Annotated in this window: 23 protein-coding genes and 1 tRNA gene; 9 read left to right on the top strand and 15 right to left on the bottom strand. The window is 39.6% G+C overall.

Annotated elements, in window-relative coordinates; genetic code table 11:
- Positions 1-17: 17 nt before the first annotated feature.
- Positions 18-968: a heme o synthase gene (cyoE, locus tag IT6_RS10245; protein WP_206826587.1), complete on the top strand. Its 951-nt coding sequence runs from the start codon at positions 18-20 to the stop codon at positions 966-968.
- A gap of 62 nt (positions 969-1,030) precedes the next feature.
- On the opposite strand, the gene IT6_RS10240 is transcribed toward cyoE, so the two are convergent.
- The 6 genes from IT6_RS10240 to IT6_RS10215 all read right to left on the bottom strand — a co-directional run bounded on the left by IT6_RS10240 (position 1,031) and on the right by IT6_RS10215 (position 8,193).
- On the bottom strand, positions 1,031-2,416 hold the full coding sequence (locus IT6_RS10240) for a tetratricopeptide repeat protein (protein ID WP_206826577.1): 1,386 nt from the start codon (positions 2,414-2,416) through the stop codon (positions 1,031-1,033).
- Positions 2,417-2,443: 27 nt separating this feature from the next.
- Positions 2,444-3,307 (bottom strand): hypothetical protein, encoded by an 864-nt coding sequence (locus IT6_RS10235; RefSeq protein ID WP_242524232.1) that lies wholly within the window; start codon positions 3,305-3,307, stop codon positions 2,444-2,446.
- Positions 3,308-3,725: 418 nt separating this feature from the next.
- The gene (locus tag IT6_RS10230) at positions 3,726-4,286 is read right to left on the bottom strand and encodes a cysteine hydrolase family protein (RefSeq protein WP_206826575.1); all 561 of its coding nucleotides are present in this window, start codon (positions 4,284-4,286) and stop codon (positions 3,726-3,728) included.
- A 32-nt stretch (positions 4,287-4,318) separates the two neighbouring features.
- A complete protein-coding gene (gene typA, locus IT6_RS10225) occupies positions 4,319-6,151 on the bottom strand; it encodes a translational GTPase TypA (protein WP_206828651.1) in 1,833 nt (610 codons plus the stop codon).
- A gap of 38 nt (positions 6,152-6,189) precedes the next feature.
- Entirely contained in the window at positions 6,190-6,990 is an 801-nt protein-coding gene (locus IT6_RS10220) for an SAM hydrolase/SAM-dependent halogenase family protein (protein ID WP_242524230.1), read from the bottom strand.
- Positions 6,991-7,143: 153 nt separating this feature from the next.
- A complete protein-coding gene (locus IT6_RS10215) occupies positions 7,144-8,193 on the bottom strand; it encodes a lysylphosphatidylglycerol synthase transmembrane domain-containing protein (RefSeq protein WP_242524229.1) in 1,050 nt (349 codons plus the stop codon).
- A 252-nt stretch (positions 8,194-8,445) separates the two neighbouring features.
- Between IT6_RS10215 and IT6_RS10210 the strand changes: the two genes are divergently transcribed.
- Positions 8,446-9,657 carry a DNA recombination protein RmuC gene (locus IT6_RS10210; RefSeq protein ID WP_242524228.1) on the top strand — a complete coding sequence of 404 codons (1,212 nt, stop codon included), beginning with the start codon at positions 8,446-8,448 and terminating at the stop codon, positions 9,655-9,657.
- 107 nt (positions 9,658-9,764) lie between these two features.
- Entirely contained in the window at positions 9,765-11,885 is a 2,121-nt protein-coding gene (gene ppk1 / locus IT6_RS10205) for a polyphosphate kinase 1 (protein ID WP_206826564.1), read from the top strand.
- 25 nt (positions 11,886-11,910) lie between these two features.
- Here ppk1 and rplQ read toward each other — a convergent pair whose 3' ends face one another.
- The 8 genes from rplQ to rpsT form a co-directional block, all read right to left on the bottom strand.
- The gene (rplQ, locus tag IT6_RS10200) at positions 11,911-12,309 is read right to left on the bottom strand and encodes a 50S ribosomal protein L17 (protein WP_134440197.1); all 399 of its coding nucleotides are present in this window, start codon (positions 12,307-12,309) and stop codon (positions 11,911-11,913) included.
- Positions 12,310-12,336: 27 nt separating this feature from the next.
- On the bottom strand, positions 12,337-13,350 hold the full coding sequence (locus IT6_RS10195) for a DNA-directed RNA polymerase subunit alpha (protein WP_134440196.1): 1,014 nt from the start codon (positions 13,348-13,350) through the stop codon (positions 12,337-12,339).
- 56 nt (positions 13,351-13,406) lie between these two features.
- Positions 13,407-14,015 (bottom strand): 30S ribosomal protein S4, encoded by a 609-nt coding sequence (gene rpsD, locus IT6_RS10190; RefSeq protein WP_134440195.1) that lies wholly within the window; start codon positions 14,013-14,015, stop codon positions 13,407-13,409.
- 23 nt (positions 14,016-14,038) lie between these two features.
- A complete protein-coding gene (gene rpsK, locus IT6_RS10185; protein ID WP_368666691.1) occupies positions 14,039-14,575 on the bottom strand; it encodes a 30S ribosomal protein S11 in 537 nt (178 codons plus the stop codon).
- Positions 14,576-14,626: 51 nt separating this feature from the next.
- Entirely contained in the window at positions 14,627-15,022 is a 396-nt protein-coding gene (gene rpsM / locus IT6_RS10180; RefSeq protein ID WP_134440194.1) for a 30S ribosomal protein S13, read from the bottom strand.
- Positions 15,023-15,047: 25 nt separating this feature from the next.
- On the bottom strand, positions 15,048-15,164 hold the full coding sequence (gene ykgO / locus IT6_RS10175; protein ID WP_012463779.1) for a type B 50S ribosomal protein L36: 117 nt from the start codon (positions 15,162-15,164) through the stop codon (positions 15,048-15,050).
- A gap of 77 nt (positions 15,165-15,241) precedes the next feature.
- The gene (gene map, locus IT6_RS10170) at positions 15,242-16,021 is read right to left on the bottom strand and encodes a type I methionyl aminopeptidase (RefSeq protein ID WP_206826562.1); all 780 of its coding nucleotides are present in this window, start codon (positions 16,019-16,021) and stop codon (positions 15,242-15,244) included.
- 73 nt (positions 16,022-16,094) lie between these two features.
- Positions 16,095-16,364, bottom strand: coding sequence for a 30S ribosomal protein S20 (gene rpsT / locus IT6_RS10165; protein WP_134440192.1), 270 nt, complete (start codon positions 16,362-16,364; stop codon positions 16,095-16,097).
- A 143-nt stretch (positions 16,365-16,507) separates the two neighbouring features.
- Between rpsT and argS the strand changes: the two genes are divergently transcribed.
- From argS to IT6_RS10135, 6 genes are all read left to right on the top strand, one after another.
- Positions 16,508-18,253 carry an arginine--tRNA ligase gene (argS, locus tag IT6_RS10160; RefSeq protein ID WP_206826559.1) on the top strand — a complete coding sequence of 582 codons (1,746 nt, stop codon included), beginning with the start codon at positions 16,508-16,510 and terminating at the stop codon, positions 18,251-18,253.
- A gap of 168 nt (positions 18,254-18,421) precedes the next feature.
- A complete protein-coding gene (locus tag IT6_RS10155) occupies positions 18,422-19,525 on the top strand; it encodes a PAS domain-containing sensor histidine kinase (protein ID WP_134440190.1) in 1,104 nt (367 codons plus the stop codon).
- The gene (locus tag IT6_RS10150; protein WP_134440189.1) at positions 19,522-20,205 is read left to right on the top strand and encodes a response regulator; all 684 of its coding nucleotides are present in this window, start codon (positions 19,522-19,524) and stop codon (positions 20,203-20,205) included. Before IT6_RS10155 ends, IT6_RS10150 begins: the two co-directional genes overlap by 4 nt.
- Before the next feature lie 56 nt (positions 20,206-20,261).
- Positions 20,262-21,725: a hypothetical protein gene (locus IT6_RS10145; protein ID WP_206826557.1), complete on the top strand. Its 1,464-nt coding sequence runs from the start codon at positions 20,262-20,264 to the stop codon at positions 21,723-21,725.
- 90 nt (positions 21,726-21,815) lie between these two features.
- Positions 21,816-21,890, top strand: a tRNA-Glu gene (locus tag IT6_RS10140).
- 9 nt (positions 21,891-21,899) lie between these two features.
- On the top strand, positions 21,900-23,105 hold the full coding sequence (locus tag IT6_RS10135) for a DUF763 domain-containing protein (RefSeq protein ID WP_206826555.1): 1,206 nt from the start codon (positions 21,900-21,902) through the stop codon (positions 23,103-23,105).
- Here IT6_RS10135 and IT6_RS10130 read toward each other — a convergent pair.
- Positions 23,098-24,453: a putative Na+/H+ antiporter gene (locus IT6_RS10130; RefSeq protein ID WP_206826553.1), complete on the bottom strand. Its 1,356-nt coding sequence runs from the start codon at positions 24,451-24,453 to the stop codon at positions 23,098-23,100. The genes IT6_RS10135 and IT6_RS10130 overlap by 8 nt on opposite strands.
- Between the last annotated feature and the right edge of the window lie 14 nt (positions 24,454-24,467).

The raw sequence follows: 24,467 nt of genomic DNA, 5'->3' as shown, positions 1-24,467 counted from the left end.
TAGCGTTTTGTTTTGTTATGAATACCCATAAAGATAACGAATCAAAAAGAGGCTGTGAAAAAATAGAAAATTTTCCGACTTTCTTATCCACTCCCCGCCCACATTCCTACTCACTAGTTGGGGACATCGCACAACTCATCAAGTTTCGTCTCACCCTTTTAGTCCTTACGACTACTTTCTTTGGTTTTGTATTGGCCCCGGTAGGACCCCTTGATTTGGCTAAAGCGATCCATGTCCTGGTAGGAACTGGCCTTGTAGCAGCTTCTGCAGCCGTCCTCAATGAAGTGCTTGAAAGGCGCCATGATAGCCAAATGTCACGAACAAAAGATAGGCCTATTCCTGCACAACGTATCGATGCTATCGAAGCGACGATAACCTCTATAATTGGAGCCCTGGTCGGTTTCCTTTATCTCTGGAATTTTTCTAATCTTGTGGCTGCTTCCGTTGCCCTTTTCAGTCTAATTAGCTATGTTGCGATTTACACTCCTTTCAAACGCATCAGCCCATGGAATACATGGATTGGAGCAGTATCTGGAGCTCTTCCACCCGTCATTGGTTATGCTGCTCAGGATGAGCATTTAGTTCGTTTCACTCCTTTGTTTCTTTTTAGCATTCTATTTTTATGGCAAATGCCCCATTTTTATGCCATCGCATGGATCTATAGGAATGATTACAAGAAAGCTGGTTTCAAAATGCTCGTCGTGGTTGACTCTACAGGGAAAAAATTAACTCTGCAAAGTCTCATTTTTTCCTTTTTGTTATTGTCCGTTTCCACTTTGCCTTATTTCACGGGACATGCTAGCCCAACATACCTGGGTGGATCGCTTATTCTTGGTCTATTATTTTTCAGTTCTGCCTGTCTATTTCATCTTCGTGGAGATTTAAAGACGGCACGCATCCTCTTTTTTTCTTCCATTGCCTATCTTCCTTTACTTTTTACTCTCTTGGCTTTTTGTTGGAAAAAATAGGTGGAAAAGGGGTTAATCAAAAATAGACAATTATAAGTTTTACTTTGGCTAGGATGAGTGCCTTACTGTTTTAAGGCCAAAGGATTTTCTGATTTTTCCTCTACTGTCTTTTTGGATTTCAATACCAGCTCCATTTTCTGGAAATCGAAAGTGACCTCGAAAGACTTGAAAAACCCATTACCCACTATTACCCCTATTGGAAATCCCTGTTTATGATCAATCGATGGAGGAAAATCATAGTTCTTTCCTATACTTGCGGGAACATTTTCCCTTATGATATTCCCGATCTGGATTTTGGGAATAACCGCATAAACATGAGGATACATCGATCCCCGTCTTTGACCAATAATCCATCCTCCATAACGAGCCAAATGATATTTATGGATTATCCATTCTGAACAGCTAAATGCTCTGCCCACACTCAGGGTGTCAATCAAAAAAAAGTTCCCCCCTTGATCGTTGATTTTCCCCTCGATAACGATTTGTCCTCCTGGAGTTAAATAAAAGGGAATTTTTGTTGTCTGCTCACCCTCTTTGTCCACGTTGGCATTTTCTGAAAGGCTTTCTTTTTTTCGCAGCAAAAGCACTTTTTGGGGATAATCTATCGTGATATTAAACTGCCTCATCCAATCGGTTCCTAATACGCCATGGACAATCTGAGGAACGTGCCTAGGGAAAAGATATGTTCCTTGCCATCTTGCCAATAAAACAGGAACATTTTCGATCTTTAAATTTCCAACTTTCATATCGAACGTTCCTATTCGCGACCGGATAGACCATTTCCCAGCAAAATTGAACCAAAATTGCAGGGCAATCACATCCAGAAGCCTAATCTTTTTCATTTTTTCATAAAGATCCCTATCTAAGGCGGTAAATGACCCCCGAGTATCTAAAAAAAGAGGTACCGTTTTATTACAAATAGTTACAGGAATAACGACAAAAGGATTAGATTCATTGAGCTTGACATAAGAAAAATCTCCCTGGATGTCAAAGGCTTTAGGTTCTAAATGCCTTAAAAGATTGGCTGTCCATTTTTCTTTAATTTCATCTAAGAGCTCGGCAGACTGTTCTAGGTTATTTTCTCTATAAAAACAGATGGCTAAGAGCCTCTTCATTTCCGTATCATCGGGATTAGCTTTAAGTCCTTTCTGAAGGGCATATTGTGCTTCTTCAAGATGGTTTTTCATTAATTCGATCCATCCAAGGGTTTTCCATGCTCTCCCATCTTCTGGATTTTGCAAGAGCTGCCAGCGAGCCACTTGAGCTGCTTCTTCTATCTTTGCCTCATGAAAAAGCTTCACATAATCCGTTTCCCTCTTTCCATCGGCAAATGAAGTAGAATGGCCAACAGATAAGGGATATGTCACAAAGAGAACAACAAAGAACCAAAAAAATTTGACCTTTTTTCCCCGACGCCTTGAACTTCTCTTTAGAGGGTTAGATAACATTTTTGTTCTTCTTTTGATCCATAATCTTTAAAAAAGCAAATGAAACTTCATGACAAATGCATTGGAATATTCTTTTTCAACTGTTTTTGCATCTATTGCAATCTGGTAACCAAATCCGAAATAAAGCTTCCAGTCATCTTTAAACCGAAACCTACCCACCAAGACTTCTGGAGTAATAAAAAGACCTGGAGCGCCAATAAAAAAAAGTTGGTCGATACTCGATGTCGAATTGATCTCAATCGTCGGAACTACCTTCCCAATTTTATACTGTAAAGCGATATTATAAAAATATGGGATTCCAAATGTTCTATTTGCTCCATCAGCCCACTGACTACCCAAATTAATCATGAAATCAAAATTCCCAAACCCCTTTCCAAAAAGAATAATGGGATCCCATATCCAATGGGCGGGATAATCAGGAAGGGTTTGTCCCAAGGGAGAATGGGCAGCAAGCATGACTGAAAATACGTAATTTTTTTGCCCTTCTGGGGAAGACATAATCCTGTTTTTAATTAAAAAGCTTTCTCCTTGAAACCCATCAAGTCTTCCCTGGGAAGGAAAATAAATATACTGAGGAAGGGAAAAAGCAAACTCAAGGGTCGGCCCAACAATCAAATTTACCCCTTTACCTGCTCCTACATTCCACTTCTTGTTACCATTAGGCAATGTTTCGTCATAGACATCATAACGGATACGCTGCTCAAGTCTTGGTGTTTCTGTAACAAGGGGTGTAAGCCAACGGGTTTGTCGGTTCCGTGTTTCCTGGGTCATTTTTCTCCATTTTCCTAACCAACCTTTTCCCGGATCCGACTGATCCATCGTTTCGACGATATCCTGGACCGCTATTTCTTCCCCAGGCCAAAAGATGGGATCAGCCCTGACAGTCAACATAAAAGAACAGGACAAAAAAAGTATTACTCCATAAACAAAAATCAGGAAGAAGAAAAAATGAAAAAAAGAGCCGAATGAGCCTTTTATTTTCTCGGGGAGGACAAAGAAATATAAAAGGCTTAAAAGATAAAGTACTGACACTTGTTAATTTTTAAATAGAAAATTAATCAAATTGAAAACATCTTTATATTCCAGTTTAAATCCCTACTTTAAAAAAAAGTTTTTTTAGTCTTTAATGATCTCTATGTTTTTCTATGGGTTTGCGAGCTTTCACTAACTTAAAGAAAAAAAACGTCATTGATCACACCTCTACGGCCATAACCTTTTTTTTCTTCTTTTAAAGCAAGACTCATTGGCATTATGAAAATAAAGGCCTTATTCCAGGATTTTTGTTATCTTTACATTTTGCACTCAACACTCAACTGCCTTTTTGACTTTTCCATCTTTCCCTAAGGGATTGGGAGGTGGTGAGTTCAACCCCATAAAACTTATGAAGATACTCAAGCCCACTTTCGTGTTCCTCCATACTAAAGGCACATACACAATCTACAGGGACTACAATGTGGTAATTTAAAAAAAAGCCATCAGCGGCCGTATGCTTTATACAAAGATGAGTATGAAGACCGACTAAAATAAGGGAATCAATTTTGAGCGATCTTAAGATCAAATCTAAACCCGTTTCTCTAAATCCACTATACGTCCTTTTCTCCAGGACAATATCACCAGGGCAAGGTGCCAGTTCTTTAATTATTGAAGCTCCCTCCGATCCTTTCATTGCATGTTCCCCCCAGATCGTCATTTCCGGATCATAGGGCAGGTGTGCATCTCCTACATAAATAATAGGTATTTTGCTAGACCTTGCATCAGCGATCAACTCCCTTATCGGATCGATAATTTTTTTTAGTTCTCCTGTGGCAAGCTTCCCACGAATAAAATCTTCAAGCATGTCCACAACAATGATGCAGTGGCTTTCTATCATTGGATACCCCCTTCCCGATAAAACAAAATTCTTCAGGACCCTACTTTCAGAGAGGCTTTTTTGCGTTCATGTGCATCCAGTATTTTTTTTCTAATCCTCATTTTCGTAGGTGTCAGTTCAACAAACTCGTCAGCGTCAATAAATTCGAGTGCCTCTTCAAGCCTAAATATCCTTGGAGGTTCAAGTCCAATGGCTTTGCCTTCACCTTGAGAACGAATGTTGGTTAAATGTTTTGCCTTGCAGGGATTTACCAGAAGATCGCCGGGTCGCTTATGTTCGCCAACAACCATGCCCTCATACACCTCCACCCCGGGGCCAATAAAAAGGACTCCTCGTTGCTGGAGATTTTCTAAAGCATAGGTCGTTGACAGCCCTCTTTCCATCGAAACGAGCACTCCTCTTTTCCTAATCTCTACCTCTCCCTGTTTTGGGCCATATTCATGGAAAAGATGACTGCAATAGCCTTCTCCTCGAGTCAAATTGATAAACTCTGTTTTGAATCCGATCAATCCTCTCGTAGGAATTAAACATTCTATAAAAACCCTACTTTGACTATTCTTCATTAACCGAATATTGCCTGCCCTTTTCGAAAGCATTTCCATCACTCCACCTAAATTCTCCTGAGGAATATCTACTAAAAGCAACTCAATGGGTTCATAAATAATCCCCGAAGCATCTTCTTTATAGATTACTTCAGGTCTACTCACCATCAGCTCAAATCCCTCCCTACGCATCTGTTCGACAAGAACAGCGATCTGCATGGTTCCTCTCCCATTGACCTCGAAAGTTCCCGGAATATCCGTCTCTTGAACTCTCAGTCCAACATTAGTCCTGGCTTCTTTCTGAAGCCTTTCATAGATATGCCTTGCTGTTAAAAATTTTCCCTCTTTTCCAGCCAAAGGAGAGTCGTTTACGACAATCCTCATTCTAACGGTTGGAGGATCCACTTCAACTCGGGGTAGAGGAATAACTTTTTCTGAATCGGAGAGGGTGTCTCCGATATACACCTCTTCTAATCCCGCAATGCCCACAATATCCCCAGCAGAAGCTTCGTTAAGGGCTACTCTCTCTAATCCTTTAAATCCCAAAATAGCCGTAACGCTGCCGCAAGAGAGTTGTGAAGACTTATGATGGCAAAAAAGTGGAGAACCTACCCGAATACTTCCAGAAAATACTTTTCCTATAGCTATTCGGCCAAGATAATCGCTGTAATCCAAGTTGGCGACTAAAAGTTTAAACGAAGAGTCGGGATAAATGGTTGGAGAAGGAATATGGGTAATGATCGCCTCAAAAAGGGGCCTGAACCCATTTTCCCTATCCTGCTCAGAAATCCCCTTTTTCCATTCCTTAAGGGCAACTCCTTCTTTGGCAGAAACGTATAAAACAGGAAAATCCAGTTGCTTTTCAGAAGCTTCTAATTCGAGAAAAAGCTCAAATACCTGATCTAACACCTGTATAGGCTGGGCATTTGGTCTATCTATTTTGTTGATAAGAACCAAAGCCGGAAGATTTTGAGCTAACGCTTTTTTTAAAACGAATTTAGTCTGAGCCTGTGGACCCTCTACAGAATCCACAAGCAACAACACTCCATCGACCATCCCAAGGCTTCTTTCTACCTCGCTTCCAAAATCAGCATGACCTGGCGTATCAATGATATTGATCTTGTAGTCAGCATATTGAAAAGAGGCGTTCTTCGCTTTTATGGTTATTCCTTTCTCTTTTTCAAGATCCATGCTATCCATTATTCTTTCAGCAAGCTGTTGGTTTTGTCTGAAAGCACCTGACTGTTTCAAAAGCTGGTCAACCAAAGTTGTCTTTCCATGGTCGACATGAGCTATGATGGCTATATTTCTAATCTTTTCCATACCTAATAAATGTGATTCATTCTTTCCAAGATCCATGTCTATGGATGAATTAATAGGGAAACACCCGATTGGGCTTTAAATACTTTTGCGGCTGATCCCTGATTTGACGCAATCTCAAGATAACCGCTACTATTATATAATACTCCAATCTTACCTAAAGGCAAATCACTATAGGTTTTTACACAGGGAGCAGCAAGCGTTATTTTGCCAATTTGAATACGCAGGAGGTTTCCCTCTTTTATCCAGGATACAAGTCCTAAAGGAATATTGGTAATAATATTGCCATAATGATCAACATAGAGAACCTGAGCGGAAACACTTTCTCCTATAATCGAAGCCGGAGAAAAACTCAAGAAATGAAGCTTGTCTTGGGAAACTTTTGAACCCACGTTTTGAGGTTTTCCTCCTTTACTCAAAAAGGCTGCTACGGGACTAAAAATATCCCTTCCATGAAAAGTCTGGCTAGGCTGCCTATTTCTCCATATTTCAGGCTTATCAAGAATCCACGCTCCCATTATGCCTTCTCTATCCATAACAAGACTAAAAATTCCATTATCCGGACCGATATAAAATTTGCGTGCTTTAGATTCAAAAAGAATAGCTTTTCGATCCGTCCCTACACCCGGATCAATAACCGCAATAAAAATAGAGTCGGCTGGAAATTCTCTGCTCGCCTGGTCAACAATAAAGGCTGCTTCAGCAAGATTAAAGGGATCAATTTCATGATTAAGATCTATGACCCGGGCATAGGGATCCAATGAATAGATGACCCCTTTCATTTGTGACACATAAGGGTCTTTTGTGCTAAAATCGGTAATCAGTCCAATGACAGGTCGCAAATTGCTCTTCAAATCCCTTTTTTCATTTCTGCTACAGCCAAGCATAATCAATACCAGAGATAGTAAAAAGCAATAGCTTTTTGGGTAATGGAACCTAAAAATCATAAAAACAAATTTCTATTCGGGGTTTAAAGCAGAGAAAATGCATTTTTCTTATTTTTTCCTCCATGTTAAAAAAAATAACCCTCCTACAAGGCTCCAAAAAACACCGATAGTAAATGACAGGAGTGAAAACCCAAGGGCAAGTTCTGGACTTATTCCATATGGACTCAGCAGGAGTATGACCGAGCCCTCCCTGACACCAAGTCCAGAAATACTGATCGGAAGTGATACGACTAGTGTTATTTCCACCATCACCACCACTAGAAGCCATAACGGCAACTGCATGTGTAAAGAGCCAGCAATAAAAACAAACATCATAATGGCTGAAAGCTGAACTCCGACAGAAAGCATACAGGCCCAAAAAACCTTTCCATATGCATTTTTTAAAGCATCCAACACCTGAATAATTTCTTCCAGAACCCCCACGATTATTCCTTTTCTTTTGCTAAAGAAAATTTCTGAGAGTTTTAGGCCCCACCTTAAAGTGGTCCTGAGGGAAGCTAAAAAGAGAAGCGTTAAAACTGTAAGGATGAAAAGAAAAAGAACAGCTTTTTGAACAAGAGGTTGGCCTTCAAGCTGACGATAAAATAACAAACCGAACAAAGAGCCCAGGACAAGAAGAACTATCCCTTCAATCAACCGATCAACGATAATCGAAACGGATATCATTGTCTTTTGAGCAGGGAACAGTTTGAGCGCATAATATATCCTGACAAGATCTCCACTTGTTCCCCCTGGTAATACCGCATTAAAAAATTTTCCAATCATCGCCAGTTGAATAGAGGTCCAACTCTTGATTTTTGTATTTAAAGCATAGAGCAGAATTTTCCAACGCAGCGCAGATAGAACCGTCTGAAAAGCACAGAAAAAGAAAGAAAGGCATAACAACCTGATATCTATTGAATGGCAATAAGAAAAAAACTTGTTCCATTGAAGCTTTGAACCTAGATACAAAAGAAGGCTTATGGATACAAAGCTCTTGAATAGAAGACCTAAAAAATTTTTCTTCTTTTGTTCTTTGGGGAAATTTTCAAAAGATCTCAAATCAGTTGAATTGACAGTCAATATTTTATGTTCTTGATCATGTGCTTTGTTTTTCAACTCTAGCTTCTCCTCTTCTTCTATTCATATCGGAGAAGAATGTTATTGAACATCTTTTTTAAAACAGACTTTTTTGTTCCCAATTTTGAAATTCAATCTCAAGCCTAAAGCGAGAAATTGGACTAGTTATTTCTTGAAAGAAAGCCTTATTTGAAGGAAAAATTTATAATGACTCTTTTCGTAATCCTTAGTTTTCTTGGAGGGTCAAGTATCGGTGTTTTTTTGACATATTTAGCCCTAAGGCCCAAAATCATGCTTCTTAAATCAGAATTAGAAAGGCAGAGCAAAGAAAATGAAAATTTGGTTCCCTTGCTGGATAAGAATAAGAATCTAGAACTTAAGATTGCTTCTCTTGAAGCTGAAAAACAGGCCCAACAAGAAAAGATCGTTTGGATGTCGAATGCTCAAGAAACTCTAAAAACCCTGTTTCAATCCTTAGCCTCTGAAGTATTGGAATCTAACTCCAAAAATATTTTGAGCCAGGTCACTTTTCAGTTTCAATCCCTTTTTGAAAATTTGAAAACGGATTGGAGCCTAAAAAAAGAGGAAATCAAAAACATCGTATCCCCCATAGAAAAAGAACTCCAATCCTTGGATAATCAAATACAAAACCTTGAAAAGAAAAGGGAAGGAGCCTATAGCGCGCTGAGTAGCCATTTGAATCAGCTAGCAGAAGCTTATAAAGAGTTGCATCAATCGGCAATAAAGCTCGAACAATCTTTAAAATCACCTCTTGTGAGAGGATCATGGGGAGAGTACCAACTCCAGCGTCTCGTTGAAATGGCAGGGATGGAAGAACACGTTAGCTACTTAAACCAACCTTTAACTGAAGACAAAAGAGCCGATATGATCATTTCCATCCCCGGTAACAGAAAAATATTTGTTGATGCCAAAACGCCTATGCGAGCGTATCTAGAAGCGATTTCGGCCGAGAATGAGACCCTCAGGAAAGAAAAAATTAAAGAACACCTTTCCGCAGTCAAGGAAAGAATTAGGGACTTAGGGAAAAAAGAGTATGCTCGCACTCAAGCCGAGGCTTTTGAGTACATCATCATGTTTTTACCCAGTGAAGGACTGCTTTCCCTTGCTTTTGAAGCTGATCCAGACATTTTTCAATATGGTCTAGAAAGGAATGTTCTTCTTGCCTCACCTATCAATTTCCTGGCACTGCTGAAAGCCATCGCTTTGGGTTGGCAACAACAACGGATGACCCAAGAGGTAGAAAAGATCTCGGAAGAAATTAAAAAACTTTATGATTATTTTGTTGAACTTCTTACCACCTTTATCAAGCTCAGAAAAGCTTTGGAAACAACAATCGACCTTTTCAATAAAGCTTCAACTATCTGCCAAGAAAAAATTATACCTTCAAGCAGAAAAATCCAATCATGCGGAGCGTTATCCAAGAACATTCCTGACGTTTACCCTATAGAAATGACAACCCTGAAAAATATTGAATCGGCTTGATAAATTCTAGGCTTAAGGTTTTCTTAATAAAAAAAAGAAAGGGCTGTTTTTATTCTATGGTTTTCTGCTCTTGAAAGACGATAATACCGGGAATAAGTTGAAATTCGATGACTTCCCTCTTTAACAAAGCTGAGTATTTTATCAACCGAGAACTGAGTTGGCTAGAATTCAATGCTCGAGTTCTCGAAGAAGCGGCTGACCCTAAACAACCTCTTCTCGAAAGGCTGAGATTTCTTTGCATATTTAGCTCTAACCTGGATGAATTCTTCGAAATTCGGGTTGCAGGCATTAAGCAGCAGATAGAAAATGGCAATGAAGAACAGACAGCCGATGGACTGACCCCTCTTGAAGTTTTTGAAGGAATAGAAAAAAGGACAAGAGAACTGGTTGAGACTCAATATAAAATATGGAACGAAGAAATTAATCCCGCTTTGAAAGAGCATGGAATTTTTTTATGCAACCACAAGGAATTAAGCCAACCTGAGTTAGTGTGGTGTAAAAACTACTTCGACAAAGAGATATTTCCTGTTCTTACACCATTGGCTGTAGATTCAAGCCATCCTTTCCCGCAGCTGGTCAATAAATGTCTCAATCTCATTTTGACATTAAAAAGACCCCATAACTTTCACTCAGTTAACTTCGGTATTGTCCAAATCCCTAGAATTTTACCTCGATTGATTACTCTACCCGGAAGCAATGCTCAAACTGGATTCCGATTCATTCTTTTAAGTGAACTGATTGTAAACTTTTTAGATTCCCTTTTTCCTGGTGATGAAATTCAAGCAGTTAACTTCTTTAGAATCACTCGTAATAGTGAGCTCTATATCGATGAGGAAGAAGCCGAAAACCTACTGCAAACCGTTGAAGAAGAATTAAAAAAACGAAATCGGGGAAACGCCGTACGGTTAGAAATTGAAGCCAACTGTCCCAAAGAATTAGAAAAAATTCTTCTTAACGCTCTTCATCTGGATTATCGAGACTCTTATCGCAATCCCGATCCTTTAAATTTTCTCCATCTCCTATCGATTTGCAATCATGAAGCTTTTGCTCATTTAAGAGATAGACCATGGACACCTGTCATTCCTGCTGAACTTAGCGGGAAACCCGATCTTTTCGAAGTTATTCGCAAAGAAGACATTCTGCTCCATCATCCTTTCGAAAGCTTCGGGATCATAGTCGATCTCCTTCAGAAAGCTGCGGTTGATCCCGCTGTCCTGGGAATAAGAATGACCCTTTACAGGACAAGCGGAGACTCACCTATCGTCCATGCTTTAATCCGTGCTGCACAAAACGGCAAACAGGTAACCGCCCTCGTCGAAATCAAGGCAAGATTTGACGAAGAAAATAACATACTTTGGGCAAAACGCATGGAAGAAGCGGGAATACATGTCCTTTATGGAATCGTCGGGTTGAAAACTCACTGTAAAATGCTCGAAATCATACGGAAAGATCAAGATGGAATTAGGCTTTATGTGCATTTAGCTACCGGAAACTACCATCCAAGCACTGCAAGACTATATACCGATCTTAGTCTTCTTACTACTAATGAAGAAATAACTAAAGAAGTAGCGACCCTTTTTAATATACTTACTGGCCTTTCTCGATTTCATGGTATCAAAAAGCTCATCGTTTCCCCTTTTAACATGGCAAGAAGAATAAAAGAACTCATTCAAAGAGAAATAGAAAATACCAAAGAAGGTAAAAAGTCGAGGATTATAGCCAAGATCAATGCACTAGTTGATGAAGATATTATTCAACTCCTCTATGCGGCTTCAAGTGCAGGGGTAAAAATTGATTTGATCGTCAGAGGAATATGCTGTTTAAGACCTGGGATCCCCAAGATGAGTGAAAATATTAGGGTCATTAGTATTGTGGGGAGATTTCTTGAGCACAGCCGGATTTTTTATTTCGAAAACGGGGGTAATCCTGAATTTTACTCTGGAAGTGCAGACTGGATGCAAAGAAATTTTTATAGAAGAATCGAAATCGTTTTTCCTATAGAAGATCCTAAACTTAAGGAAAAACTAAACGAAATTCTCAATGCTTATCTTTCAGATAACGTCAAGGCCAGGGAACTGTTGCCGAATGGAAAATATAAAAGGATAAAGCCCGACAAAGAACCTTTTCAGGCTCAGCTCTATTTCAGGGATAAAGCGCGCAAAGAACAACAAAGACAATCAAAAGGAAAGGAAGAGTCAGAAATTACTATCAAACCCATCCATCCTTAATGCAAATTGAAAAGCTCCAGGACATTTATTGAGGTTTCTCTGCTTTCTGAGAAGTTTCTGGAACTACCTGTCCTTCAGTCCATTCAATTAAAGCCATTTCAGCACCATCAGAAGGGCGATGACCAATTTTGTAAATCCGAATATAGCCTCCAATCCTGTTTTGCATCAGGGGAGTAATATCCCTGAAAAGAACTCGTGCGGCTTTCTTGTTATGGATTTTTTGAACTACAAGCCTTCTTGAATGCAAAGTTCCCTTTTTAGCAAGAGTAACTAACTTCTCGGCAAAAGGACGTAACGCCTTGGCTTTCGCTAAGGTGGTTCTGATTCTTTTGTGTTCGATCAGCTCGGTGGCTAAATTCGCAATGAGTGCAGATCTATGTTGAGAGTCCCTACCTAATTTTTGGGTTCGTTTTTGATGTCGCATGATCCCTCCTGAACCAAATAAAAACTTTTATTCCTTAAATACTTTCTCTTCAGTCTGCTCAAGAAGACTAGGATCAAATTTCATCCCCAAGGAAAGACCAAGAGAAGCCAGTTTTTCTTTAATCTCGTTCAAGGATTTTTTCCCAAAATTCCTATATTTGAGCATTTCGGCTTCTGTCTTCATTGCCAGCTGGCCAACCGTTGTTATGTTCGCATTGTTTAAACAGTTGGCAGCTCTAACTGAAAGCTCAATTTCATTTACACTCATATTAAGGATCTTACGAAGCCTGTTTTCTTCTTCTTTAATAGGAGGTTTGGGCTTTTCAAATTCAACCGGTTCTTTGCCATATTGCACAAAAATATCAAGATGATGCTGCAAGATCGCAGCTGATTGAACTAAAGCATCATCAGGATTAATCCTCCCATCCGTCCATATCTCGAAAATCAACCGATCGTAGTCAGTCCTTTGTCCCACCCGAGTATTTTCAACCGCATATTTCACGTGTCGGACCGGAGAAAAAAGACAATCGATCGGAATAACACCAATCGACTGATCCTGTTTTTTGTTATACTCACTCAAAAGAAAACCTCTGCCCACCTTGACTTCAAGCTCCATAACAAAATGCTGTTTTTTATCTAGTGTGCAGATCAGTTGATCGGGATTGACAATCTCTACCCCGGGATCAACTTGAATATCCCCAGCACTAACAGCACCTTCTTTGACAACATCGATGCGAAAAACCCGTGTCTGCCTATCTGGCATTTTAATCAACACTTTTTTAAGGTTTAAAACAATGTCCACGACATCTTCAACGACACCTTCTATAGTCGTAAACTCATGCATGACCCCATCGATTTTAACCGAAGATATAGCCGCTCCTTCCAGAGAAGACAATAGAATACGGCGCAAAGAATTACCTAGAGTATGACCATACCCAGATTCAAAAGGTTCTATAATATATTTACCAAATGTCGCATTCGATACCGTTTCATCTTTAATGATGGAACGGGGCATTTCAAATCTTCCTAAACGTATAGCCATAACACCCTAAAACTCCTTCACAAAGGATATTAATGATTTTTCTCAACTTGTATGTATTATTTCGAGTAAAATTCAACAACAAGCTGTTCGTTGACAATGGGTTGTATTTCATCCCGTGTGGGAACTCTCTTAACCATCCCTTTAAGATTATCTGCTTCCAAAGAAAGCCAATCGGGAATCTTCACCCCTTTCATCGCTTCAAGATTACGTAAAGCAAGTTTCCTTGATTGAGGTCTGGGGCAAATCTCGATCACATCACCTGGCTTAGTCCTGAAACTTGGAATATTCACTTTTTTACCATTGACAAAAATATGACCGTGATTAACCAGCTGCCTGGCTTCCATCCTACTTGTTGCAAAACACAACCGATAAACCACGTTATCCAACCTTTCTTCAAGAATCTGGAGAAGAACCTCTCCGGTTACCCCTTTTTTCTTATGGGCAATGTTAAAATAACGATTAAACTGCCTCTCCGTAATCCCATACATAAACCTTAACTTTTGCTTTTCCCCCAAGGCAATCGCATAATCAGTTTTCTTTTTGCCTGTCCTTTGACCATGGATACCAGGAGGATAAGGTTTACGCTCCAACGCCTTATTGGGACCAAACAGAGCGACATTGAAACGTCTCGAAATTTTTGCCTTTGGACCGATGTACTTCGCCATGACTTTCTTTCCCTTTTATAATATTATACCCTTCGTTGCTTTTTGGGTCGACAGCCGTTATGGGGTATGGGTGTCACATCAAGTATCGATGTAACCTCCAAACCCACAGCCTGAAGGGCCCTTATCGCCGACTCCCTGCCTGTTCCTGGACCCTTAACTTTTACAATAACTTCTTTCATGCCATGACCCATAGCCTGCCTTGCGGCATCTTGGGCAACAAGCTGGGCTACATAAGCTGTTGACTTTTTTGTTCCTCTGAATCCACATTTTCCTGCACTAGACCAAGCGATAGTTTTTCCTGACATATCAGTGATCGTCACAATCGTATTATTGAATGTCGCCAAAATGTTCACTATCCCATTATATATCGCTTTGCTTGCACGAACTTTAGGGATCTTTACTTTCTCTTGTTCTTGATTCAACAAAACAGTCGAAGAAACAACCTCCCCTTGATTTTCTTTTTTCTTTACCCCCTGCTTCTTCTCGGCTGAATCACTAGCCGTTGGCTGGGAATTTCCCTCTTTAGCTTTAACTTTCTTTTCTTGATTGTTATCCGCCATCGCATCCTCGTTTTACATTAGATTTTATAATCTTGTCCTTCGATGGAACATTTAAACTTTTCCTTTCTTGGCTTCTTTTCTTCTTACAACCCCAATAGTCTTTCTTGGACCTTTTCTTGTCCGGGCATTGGTTGAAGTTCTCTGTCCTCTTACAGGAAGACCTCTGATATGCCTTATTCCCCTATAACAACGGATGGATTGAAGCCTTTTAATATTCTGTTGAATCTCTCTTCTTAAGTCGCCTTCAATAACAAACCCATTCTCTTCAATCACCTGTATGATCCGGTTGATCTGCTGATTGGTCAAATCCTTTGCCCTCATTTGAGGATTGAGTTCAGCTTGCTCACAAATGAGTTTAGCTCGAGATCTCCCTATCCCATATATAACAGGAAGAGCTGAAATTAAAGGCTTGTTTCCCGGTATTTCGACTCCCAATATCCTGGCCATGGTGATTTACCCTTTCAGATAAAAATTATCCCTGTCTTTGTTTTAATCGAGGATTCTTCTTGTTTATGATGTAAATTCTACCTTTTCTTCGAACGACTTGACAATCAGCCGTTCTTCTTCTGACTGAAGCTCTTACTTTCATTGTCTTTCCTAGAGTTATTTAATAAATAAATGCAGAAGGTCTTAAATATTCAAAAAAGAAAAAAATTCAAGAGTTTTTTAATGTATACAACAATCTAACTCTATATCTTTCTCCAACAAAGTCAAAATTTCAGGTCCTTTCTTTGTGACCAATACAGTATGCTCAAAGTGAGCCGACCTTTGCCTATCTTCTGTCACCGCTGTCCAACCATCTTGAAGGATTAACACCTTTGCTGTACCCCGATTGACCATCGGCTCTATGGCAAGGATCATACCCTCTTTTAACTTTGGCCCATGGCCTGCCTTACCAAAATTAGGAATAGGTGGTTCTTCATGAAGTTTACGACCAACGCCATGACCAACAAAATCTTTGACAACCTGGAATCCCTGCTCTAACACATACCTCTCTATGGCTGAAGAAATATCACCTACCCTGTTCCCCACACGCGCTTGAGCTATTCCCACCATAAGGGCGGTACTTGTCACCTCCATTAACCTCAAATCTTCGACATCGACCGTTCCAACCGGATAAGTTTTTGCGGTGTCCCCAATCCAACCATCCAGCACAATACCTACATCGAGTTTGACAAGATCACCATAGCAGATTTTGCGTTTTCCTCCAATCCCATGAACTACTTCTTCGTTAATGGATATACAGATGTTTCCTGGAAAACCCCTGTACCCAAGAAACGCACTTTTAGCCCCATAGGATTGGATAACATGGGCGGCATATTGATCCACTTCGGCAGTAGTGATGCCTGGAGCAAGAACCTGTTTAATTTTTTCGATAACTTCAGTAACTACACGGCAACTGCGCCGCATCGCCTCAATGTCTCTACCTCTCTTAATGGGAATCACGGTTGGATTAATGGGTAAAAAAAATTGATATAATGGTAAAGTTTAATATAATTAAACCATAAGATCAAGGAATTCAAGAACCGTTTATTTTTGATATTTTTTCTAATATTCTTCTTTTTTTACGATTTGCATTATTAGCGACAAGCTTTTTTCTCTTTACTAACCGATCGAGCAAGGATTGAATTTTAGGAAAAAAGGCTAATGCCTCATCCTTCTTTTTGGCTTCCATCAAATCTTTAAGCTGTTTAAGATGCTCTTTAAGTTCTTTTTTTGCTTTCAGATTAAAAATTCTTTTCCTTGAACTTTTCCGTAAATGTTTTTCAGCCGATTTTGTATTGGGCATAGGAAGAATTAATCTTAAAAAATTTTAGCCTATGTCAAGTAAAATAGAGCTTGTTTTAAAATTTTTACCTCGCCTCTTTTTTCTTTCCAGTCATATTTGTAAAAAGATTTTAGATTGGCCTTATAAAAAAAATAGAGATCCTTATGAAATTCCCTCTCGATTTGATTTTAGAATCATTGAAAAACGCCCTTGACCAAAAGTTTGGTCAGGACATTCCCTTTAGCCCGATTGTCGAACCCTGTTCCAACCCTTCTTTTGGTGACTTTCAAAGCAACATCGCCTTTGTTATCGCCCAAGCACTCAAAGAAAATCCAAGGAAATTAGCTTTAGAATTAGCCAATGCCATGGGAGAAAGCTCTGTTATTTTTCATCCTGAGGTAGGAGGCAATGGGTTTTTAAATTTCAAAGTAAAACCCAATGCCTATCTTAAGGCCTTTTTAGCTATGCGCTCCGATCCACGGCTGGGGATCGAGCAGACAAAAGAACCCCAGACCATTGTCCTGGACTTTTCGAGTCCAAATATAGCTAAGCAGTTACATGTGGGCCATCTTCGGAGTACAATTCTTGGAGATGTCCTGCGTAGATTAAACTTGTTTTTAGGCCACCGCGTTATTTCCGATAATCATCTTGGAGATTGGGGAACACAGTTTGGAATGGTTATCTTGGGATACAAAAAATATGGTAATGAGTCCGACCTGCTCACAAGACCCCTGGAATACCTCGAAGAACTTTATGTAAAAATCCAGAAAGAATCTATCGACTCTGGACAACTAAGAGAAGAAGCAAAAAAAGAGTTGCAAAAATTACAGTCTGGAGATGCTGAGAACACAAGGCTTTGGGCAAATTTCGTCAACGCTTCCCTTGGAGAATTGGACAAAATTTACAAACGATTAAACGTAAAATTCGATTTTTCCCTGGGAGAGAGTTTTTATAACCCCATGCTTGGCCAAATTGTCGAAGAGCTCCTTAAAAAGGGGATAGCCCAACAGAGTGAAGGAGCTGTTTGCGTTTTTTTTGGAAAAGATTTTCCCGAATTAACCGACAAGCCCATGCTCATTCGCAAAAGTGACGGTGCATTTCTTTATGCCACAACAGACATAGCGACTCTGCTTTTCCGGATACAAAATTGGAATGCCCAAAGAATTATTTACGTTACCGATGCAAGACAAAAACTCCATTTCAGTCAACTCTTTGCCCTTGCTCAAATTTTGGGGATTAATGTTCGGTTGGAACATGTCTACTTTGGTTCTATACTTGGAGAAGACAAAAAGCCACTCAAAACAAGAGAAGGCACTTCGATAAAGCTTAGAGAACTTCTTGAGGAAGCAGAAAACCGGGCTTATGAGCTCATTGAAGCCAAACGAAAGGATCTATCTGAAGAAAAAAAAAGAGAAATCGCTAGAGCTGTCGGTGTAGGAGCTCTAAAGTATGCTGATCTTTCTCAAAACCGTATCCTCGATTATATTTTCAAATGGGAAAAACTTCTTTCCTTTGATGGCAACACCGCACCTTACCTTATCAATGCCCATGTACGAATCTGTTCTATTTTAAAAAAAGCCTCTTCCCAGGGTTACTATTCTACCCTTGGATTTACATCTTTAAAATTTGAAACCGAAGAACTTCAACCCCAGGAAATAGAATTACTCAAAACTCTATTAAGTTTTAAATATGCACTGAACCTTGCAATTGAAGAAAACTCTCCGCACCATTTATGCAACTATTTGTATTCCTTGGCCAAGGACTTTCATAAGTTTTATGAACTTTGTCCTGTTCTTGGAGCACCCACACCCTATATAAGAGAACGCCGGATCGCCTTCTGCGAATGCACCGCTCAAACCCTTGCCTTAGGACTTAATCTTCTTGGCATCGAAGCACTTCAAGAAATGTAATCTCAACCTTTTCCCCCATCTCAACTGCTTCAAATCAAAGAGGATACCTTTTAAAAAACTATTGCTATAATCTTTTTTATAAGATAATCATTTTTTATTGCCTCATACGATTATTGCCTATATTGTATAAGGAAATCATTTATAAACATCATATTTATTACTCCAAAAATGGAAAATAGTTGGTTGGATGAGGATAAAAAATGCAGTTTAACTATATCCCAATGCCTTCAACATGAAACCGAACCTTCTTACTGCAGCATTGCTCAATGGATTTTTAATGTCATTCACAATATTGGAGAAGGGTTATTGGTCTTAGATAGCGAAGGGAATATTAAACTTTCAAACAAGACAGCTGAGGAACTCTTTGGATATTATAGGATGGAGCTTTACAAAAAGCCTTTTGTCGAATTACTCGCTCCTCCTTATCGACAAAAATGGATGCGTAATTTTTTATCCAAAAAGAAAAAAAACAGGATTAACCAATACGAGCTGCTTGGGCAAAAGAAAGATAAAACCACTTTTTTCATGGAAATTTCTACCAGCGAAGTGGTTTTGCAAGAAGGCAAAATAGTGAGCGTGTTAGTCAGGGACATTAGGGAAAGAAAAGCCCTAGAAAAGGCGGCTTTAGAAGCGAGTGAACAGGAAAGGCAAAGAATTGGTCAAGACATTCATGATAGCCTTTGCCAACTGCTTATTGGTATTGAATTCAAAGCCCAATTTCTTGCTCAAGAACTTCATGAAAAGACCGAAAAGGGAAAAGAACTCGCTACCGAAATAGCTAAGTTAGCTAGGCAAGCAGCTACTTCTGCTCGGGACATTGCAAAGGGCCTTGCACCCCTGGCAATGACCACCTCGGATCTCATTTCTTCATTGATGGATCTTTCACAAAATACATCGAAAAATACTCATATTGGTTGCCAGTTCCATTTGATTGGAGAGCCTATTATCCCTAATCCCTCTTTCATTATCCAAATTTATCGCATCGCCCAAGAGGCCATAAACAATGCAATAAAACATTCCCAGGCTACACAGATCAATATAACTTTTGGAGAGACAGCTGGAACTATTTTTCTTCAAGTCGAAGATAACGGGATGGGCATGAAAATCAAAGAAGGACTAAATAAAGGTTTAGGATTTCGATCAATGCTTTACAGGGCAGCAATGATTGGAGCAAATTTGACTATCGACTCTTTGCCGGGCAAAGGGACTAAAGTCATTTGCAGTCTGCCTTCTTTTGTAAAATCTAAAACCGAATCCCGAGAAAAGGTATGAAGGAAAACCTTGCAGAGACCAACAAAAAAGGAGTTCTTGTTATCGACGACCATGCCATCCTTCTAGAGGGCATAGCACAAATAATTAGTAGTGATCCCTCTTTAAAGGTAATCGGAATGGCTCAGAACGCTCAAAAGGGATTTGAACTTGTCGAAAAACTAAAACCGGATATTGTCCTGGTCGATATTTCATTACCGGGGAAAAGTGGTCTTGAGCTTGTCAAAGATATTCATGCTATATATCCTGAAATACCTATTCTTGTCCTGTCCATGCATGAGGAATCGCTTTTTGCTGAAAGGCTACTGCGGGCAGGCGCAAAGGGTTACCTCATGAAATCAGAAGGAGCGGATAAACTTCTTCATGCCATACACAAAATTCTAGAAGGAAACATATTTGTTAGCGATGAAATTTCATCGCGAATCCTGGAAGGATTTACAGGCAAAAAGAGCTCCCCTTTTAAGTCTAGTCCCTTGGGAAAATTAAGCGACCGTGAACTGGAAGTTTTTCAACTCATCGGCAAAGGGCTAAGTTCAAGACAGATCGCCGATCAACTCCATTTAAGTATCAAGACCATTGAGGCTTACCGGGCAAGCATAAAGCAAAAACTAAAACTCCAAAGTGGAACCGAACTGGTCCATTACGCCATTTCTTGGCATCAAACAAACATTTCTCCTGGCTAATAAAAGCTTGGAATAAGCTTTATGTTCTATTATAAAAAAGGCCTGAAATATTGATCATGTTTAGAGATATCTTCTCTTTTTTAATCACTCTTGGCATTTCAGTGGGCTTGGGTGTATTTTTGAACTTTTTTTTATTTTTCCCCAAGCTCCTGATGGTCATGGATATTAAAGAAGAGGGATTTCAAAAACTCAAAAAAAAGTTATTTCTCATTCTTCTCTTGTCTTTTTTACTAGTCCTTACTGGTTTAATCTTGCTCCGAGACCCCTTTACTTATCCTTTAATTTTAGTCAGTCTTTGTTTTGTTCTTTTTTTTATAAGACTGCAGCAGTTTAAAAGAAAGAAATCTATAGTTACCAAACTCTTTGACCTTTTGTTCAGTATACTCTTTTTTTTAACCGAAGCCTTCCGGCTGAGAGGGTTGGAATCATTCCCTTCTCATTTTTTTTTCCCTTTTCTTGGACTTTTTTGCTTGGAGATTATAGCTGGCAGTTATTTGATCTTTCTTTTTGTTCTTATCCCCTTTATTGAAGAACAACATTATGGACGAAAGCTACTTTGCTTTTCTTTAGCCTATCTTGGAAAGCTTTTGGATCTACCCATGGGTCTTTTCTTCCTAAGCTTAGGCTGGTTTTCCTTTGAGGTTTCTCTTTATTCCACTTCATTTTTTTCCTCTTTTCCTTGGTTCTTGCTCTTAAGTGGCCTGCTGCTCTTTTTTCGGCTCTATCACCAATTTTTTGCTGAACCAAGCTCTACAGGTATCCTTATGCGATCCTTAGGCCCCGATCATTTCTGTTCTTTTCCCATTAACGCTGTTCGGTTTAACAAAATGTCCTCCTTTTCCCTTCCCAGTTATGTTTTAGAGTGCTGGATCGCTTGCATTCTTCTTTTCTTGATCGCTTTCAAGGGGACATCTTTGTTCTCTTTTTCTTCCACACTTCTGCCCTTTCATGAACAGATCACAGGCAAAACGAATATCGTTTCCTTTTCCTTTAATCCCTTTTCTTCTCTTCCTTTTAAATTACAATTTCCAGATGCCAAAATTAACTCTCCTCATTTAGCGCAAAGCGTGGTTGTGATCTTAAAAGATAGGACTAGTCCCTACCACGTTGTTGCCCCGGCTATGAGGAAAGAAAAGGAAACCACTTATTCTTTCTCGGCAACAAATTTTTCTCATCCAGGAAACTGGGAGATTAAAGTGATGACGAAAACAAAAGAAAAGAGCCCTTTTCATCAAGAACTTTTTTTTACACTCAACATTCCCTCAGGATGGAAGTCCTACTCCTATAACTGGACATTCCTCTCATCCCTGCTTTTTATATTGAGCTTTTCCTTGGCAATTATTTTTCTTTTTTTCTATTTGTATAGGTTTAGTGCGCTTTTCGTTCAAGCTACACAAATCTGGAAATCTTACGACCATGAAGCTAAAATTATGATCAACTACCTGGGGCCAAATTTTCGCTCCCGATGCACAACGTTTTGTTCAGCCCTTTTTATTTTAGGAATGGCCTTTTTATTTTAAGCTTGATTTTTATTCATGACTTTGTATTTTCCTTAATTTTCTTGCACCATTCTACTTTGTCTGCTTTGCTAAAGTTATAAGAAGAAGTTTGACCCCATGGTGTAGTGGTCAGCACTCCACCCTTTCACGGTGGCAGCACGGGTTCGAATCCCGTTGGGGTCGCCACATTCTCCCATGAAAAGAAATACCGCATATCTGCCCTTACATGAGGGCAGAGCTCCAGCCTATCTTTTCGAAAGAATGGTTAGGCTTTCTGGAGCAATGACAAGTCTTATCATAGAGGAATACGGCAGCGAAGAAATGCTCCGGAGGCTTTCTGATCCTTGGTGGTTCCAAGCATTTGGTTGTATTCTTGGTTTTGACTGGCACTCATCGGGGCTAACTACAGTCTGTTGTGGAGCTCTAAAAGAAGCCCAAAAAAGATACAGAGATATAGGCATTTTTGTTGCTGGAGGAAAAGGAAGACAATCAAGGAAAACTCCATTGGAGATTATCGAAATTGCTGACCAGATAGGCATAAGCCAAGGGGAAGATCTTGTTCGTACTTCCAAACTGGTGGCAAAAGTGGATTCTGCTGCTCTTCAGGATGGTTTTTCCCTTTATCACCATTGTTTCTTTTTTAATTCTTCAGGATCATGGTGCGTTATCCAACAAGGAATGAACGAATCAACCGGCTATGCACGCCGATACCATTGGCTAAGCGAGCATACCAAAGATTTTGTATGTAATCCGCATTTCGCCATAGAAGACCTTAAAGAAACTAACGAAGATTTTTTAGATCCCTCCAATAGCTCTAGCTCCAATCCTTCCTTTTATGATAAAAGTTTTATACTTAACATGATTTCTTCTGAGTCTGAAAACTCAAGGCAAGCTTGCAGTACTCTTGCACGGGAAAATCCTCAAAAAACTCTAAATCTCATTTCCGAAATGAGGGATGAGTCTACACTCTTTGCTCCTTCCAGGCATCAACTCACCCCCGCTGATTTTTTCCCCACCAGGCTTAAAGCTCTCCATAAAGCCCTTATTGCCGCTTACGAAAGAGACCCAAAAGATTTCCAATCCCTACTTGAAACTCCACTTGTTGGTCCTGCCACGATTCGTAGTCTTGCCCTAATAGCCGAGCTCGTTTTTGGAATCCCTTTTAGTAGGAAAGATCCTCTTGAAAATGTTCCCAAGCGGGTGGAAGGTCGAAGCTGGGCTGATTATTCTTTTGCCCATGGGGGCAAAGACGGTATTCCTTATCCCGTGGACCGTGCCAGCTATGATCGCAACATCGAAATTCTTGAAAAGGCCCTTCAAAAAGCAAAGATTGGCTATAGCGAAAAGAAAGAGGCCCTCAAAAGACTTGCACGGCTTAGCCAAGAAACTATTCCTATCTAACAAAAACCTCTTTCAATATAAAAAGAATAGTAACAAAAGCCGTGGGAATAACAGCCATCTTGAAAAGTTTTATTGGGGAAAAACCTTCGGGGAAGAAATCCCTAAGCAAGGATAAGCCCGCTAGGTTCGGAGCGTTAGCTAAAATCGTTAATCCCCCTCCAGATAAAGCTCCCGCTATGATTGCCCTTTTTCTTGATTCATCCATTTCGGGAACGATCAAAGTGGCCACATAAGACACCAGAGCGTTGTCATTAAAAGAAGAAAGAAGAACAGAAGAAAGATAGAGAGGGAAAAAACTCAAATGGCTTAATAGCCGGTTTACCCACCAAGATTGAAGATTGCCAAATACTTCCAAGGAGAAAAGAAAGAAACCTACCAAGAAAGCCTTGAGCCATGGGACTTCTCCTTGATAATCTTTTGTTGCTTCCATAAAAGCAAAGAAAAAAATAAGTTCTCCAAGCATCAATACAAAATGCTTCGGGATGAGCGTTACGGCTGCGAGAAAAGCAAAATTGACAAATCTGATCCATAAAGGCATTTCTTCATCAAAAGGGGAAAGTAGCTCATTTCCCGCTTCAGCTATAAGACTTTTTCTCTCTGTTTCTAACCTATTAAATTCTTTCCTAAAAAAGAAATAATAAGCAAGATTTGTAATGATCATTCCCAAGATAAACAGCGCTCCAAAATGAATCAAAATGTAAAGACTGTCCCATTGCCATTTATTAGCCACAAGAACGACGGGTGGAGCTGCAAAATTAGTCAGAGCTCCGCCGATCGAAATGTTGAAAAAAAGAAGGCCAATTGTTCCATAAGCGAGCGAGGGATTAGGGTTGAGCACAAAAAAATTTTTTTTTAACAAAAGTGCAGTTAAAGTCATTGCTGAAGCTTCCGTAATCAAAGAGCCAAAAATAGGTCCCAGAGTCAGTATCCAAAACCACCACCTGGCTGCACTTTCAACTTTTTTAGGACAAAATAACCCAATAAGTCTTTGAAAAGTAGAGAGAATCGGATTAGTTGAGGAAATAATCATCAGAAGGGAAACAAAAAAAGCTTCAGGATATTCTCCTTTTAGTTTCATTACTTCGAAGGCTTTGTCCCAGCCGACTTGAAAAACAAGTACGAAAAAAAGGGGAAGGAGCCAGAGCCCAAAAATGATCTCTACTTCACCTACAAACCGCAAGAGCGCTCCCCAAAAATAAACCCTTTGGGGAAGAGTTTTGTGGATATTTCTTTTTTGTAGAGCATAATCAATCATTGAACTGCCCTTGTGAAAAAGGAAGGGTGAAAAAAGGGTATGTACAACGGCAAGAAAAAAGAAGCCGCTAGCCAAGTAATCAAAACTGTTCATAATCAACTTCTAAA

Origin of the sequence: Methylacidiphilum caldifontis (genome assembly GCF_017310505.1) — a bacterium.
GTDB classification, from domain to species: Bacteria; Verrucomicrobiota; Verrucomicrobiia; order Methylacidiphilales; family Methylacidiphilaceae; genus Methylacidiphilum; species Methylacidiphilum caldifontis.
Note: the sequence above shows the minus strand (reverse complement) of the source record. Positions and strands in the feature narration are given on the sequence as shown.

Bases quoted from the DNA above. Each gene is read 5' to 3' on its own strand.
- cyoE (WP_206826587.1), top strand. From the start codon at position 18: ATGAATACCCATAAAGATAACGAATCAAAAAGAGGCTGTGAAAAAATA.
- IT6_RS10240 (WP_206826577.1), bottom strand. From the start codon at position 2,416: ATGTTATCTAACCCTCTAAAGAGAAGTTCAAGGCGTCGGGGAAAAAAG.
- IT6_RS10235 (WP_242524232.1), bottom strand. From the start codon at position 3,307: ATGTTGACTGTCAGGGCTGATCCCATCTTTTGGCCTGGGGAAGAAATA.
- IT6_RS10230 (WP_206826575.1), bottom strand. From the start codon at position 4,286: ATGATAGAAAGCCACTGCATCATTGTTGTGGACATGCTTGAAGATTTT.
- typA (WP_206828651.1), bottom strand. From the start codon at position 6,151: ATGGAAAAGATTAGAAATATAGCCATCATAGCTCATGTCGACCATGGA.
- IT6_RS10210 (WP_242524228.1), top strand. From the start codon at position 8,446: ATGCTTCTTAAATCAGAATTAGAAAGGCAGAGCAAAGAAAATGAAAAT.
- ppk1 (WP_206826564.1), top strand. From the start codon at position 9,765: ATGACTTCCCTCTTTAACAAAGCTGAGTATTTTATCAACCGAGAACTG.
- rplQ (WP_134440197.1), bottom strand. From the start codon at position 12,309: ATGCGACATCAAAAACGAACCCAAAAATTAGGTAGGGACTCTCAACAT.
- IT6_RS10195 (WP_134440196.1), bottom strand. From the start codon at position 13,350: ATGGCTATACGTTTAGGAAGATTTGAAATGCCCCGTTCCATCATTAAA.
- rpsD (WP_134440195.1), bottom strand. From the start codon at position 14,015: ATGGCGAAGTACATCGGTCCAAAGGCAAAAATTTCGAGACGTTTCAAT.
- rpsK (WP_368666691.1), bottom strand. From the start codon at position 14,575: ATGGCGGATAACAATCAAGAAAAGAAAGTTAAAGCTAAAGAGGGAAAT.
- rpsM (WP_134440194.1), bottom strand. From the start codon at position 15,022: ATGGCCAGGATATTGGGAGTCGAAATACCGGGAAACAAGCCTTTAATT.
- ykgO (WP_012463779.1), bottom strand. From the start codon at position 15,164: ATGAAAGTAAGAGCTTCAGTCAGAAGAAGAACGGCTGATTGTCAAGTC.
- rpsT (WP_134440192.1), bottom strand. From the start codon at position 16,364: ATGCCCAATACAAAATCGGCTGAAAAACATTTACGGAAAAGTTCAAGG.
- argS (WP_206826559.1), top strand. From the start codon at position 16,508: ATGAAATTCCCTCTCGATTTGATTTTAGAATCATTGAAAAACGCCCTT.
- IT6_RS10155 (WP_134440190.1), top strand. From the start codon at position 18,422: ATGGAAAATAGTTGGTTGGATGAGGATAAAAAATGCAGTTTAACTATA.
- IT6_RS10150 (WP_134440189.1), top strand. From the start codon at position 19,522: ATGAAGGAAAACCTTGCAGAGACCAACAAAAAAGGAGTTCTTGTTATC.
- IT6_RS10145 (WP_206826557.1), top strand. From the start codon at position 20,262: ATGTTTAGAGATATCTTCTCTTTTTTAATCACTCTTGGCATTTCAGTG.
- IT6_RS10135 (WP_206826555.1), top strand. From the start codon at position 21,900: ATGAAAAGAAATACCGCATATCTGCCCTTACATGAGGGCAGAGCTCCA.
- IT6_RS10130 (WP_206826553.1), bottom strand. From the start codon at position 24,453: ATGAACAGTTTTGATTACTTGGCTAGCGGCTTCTTTTTTCTTGCCGTT.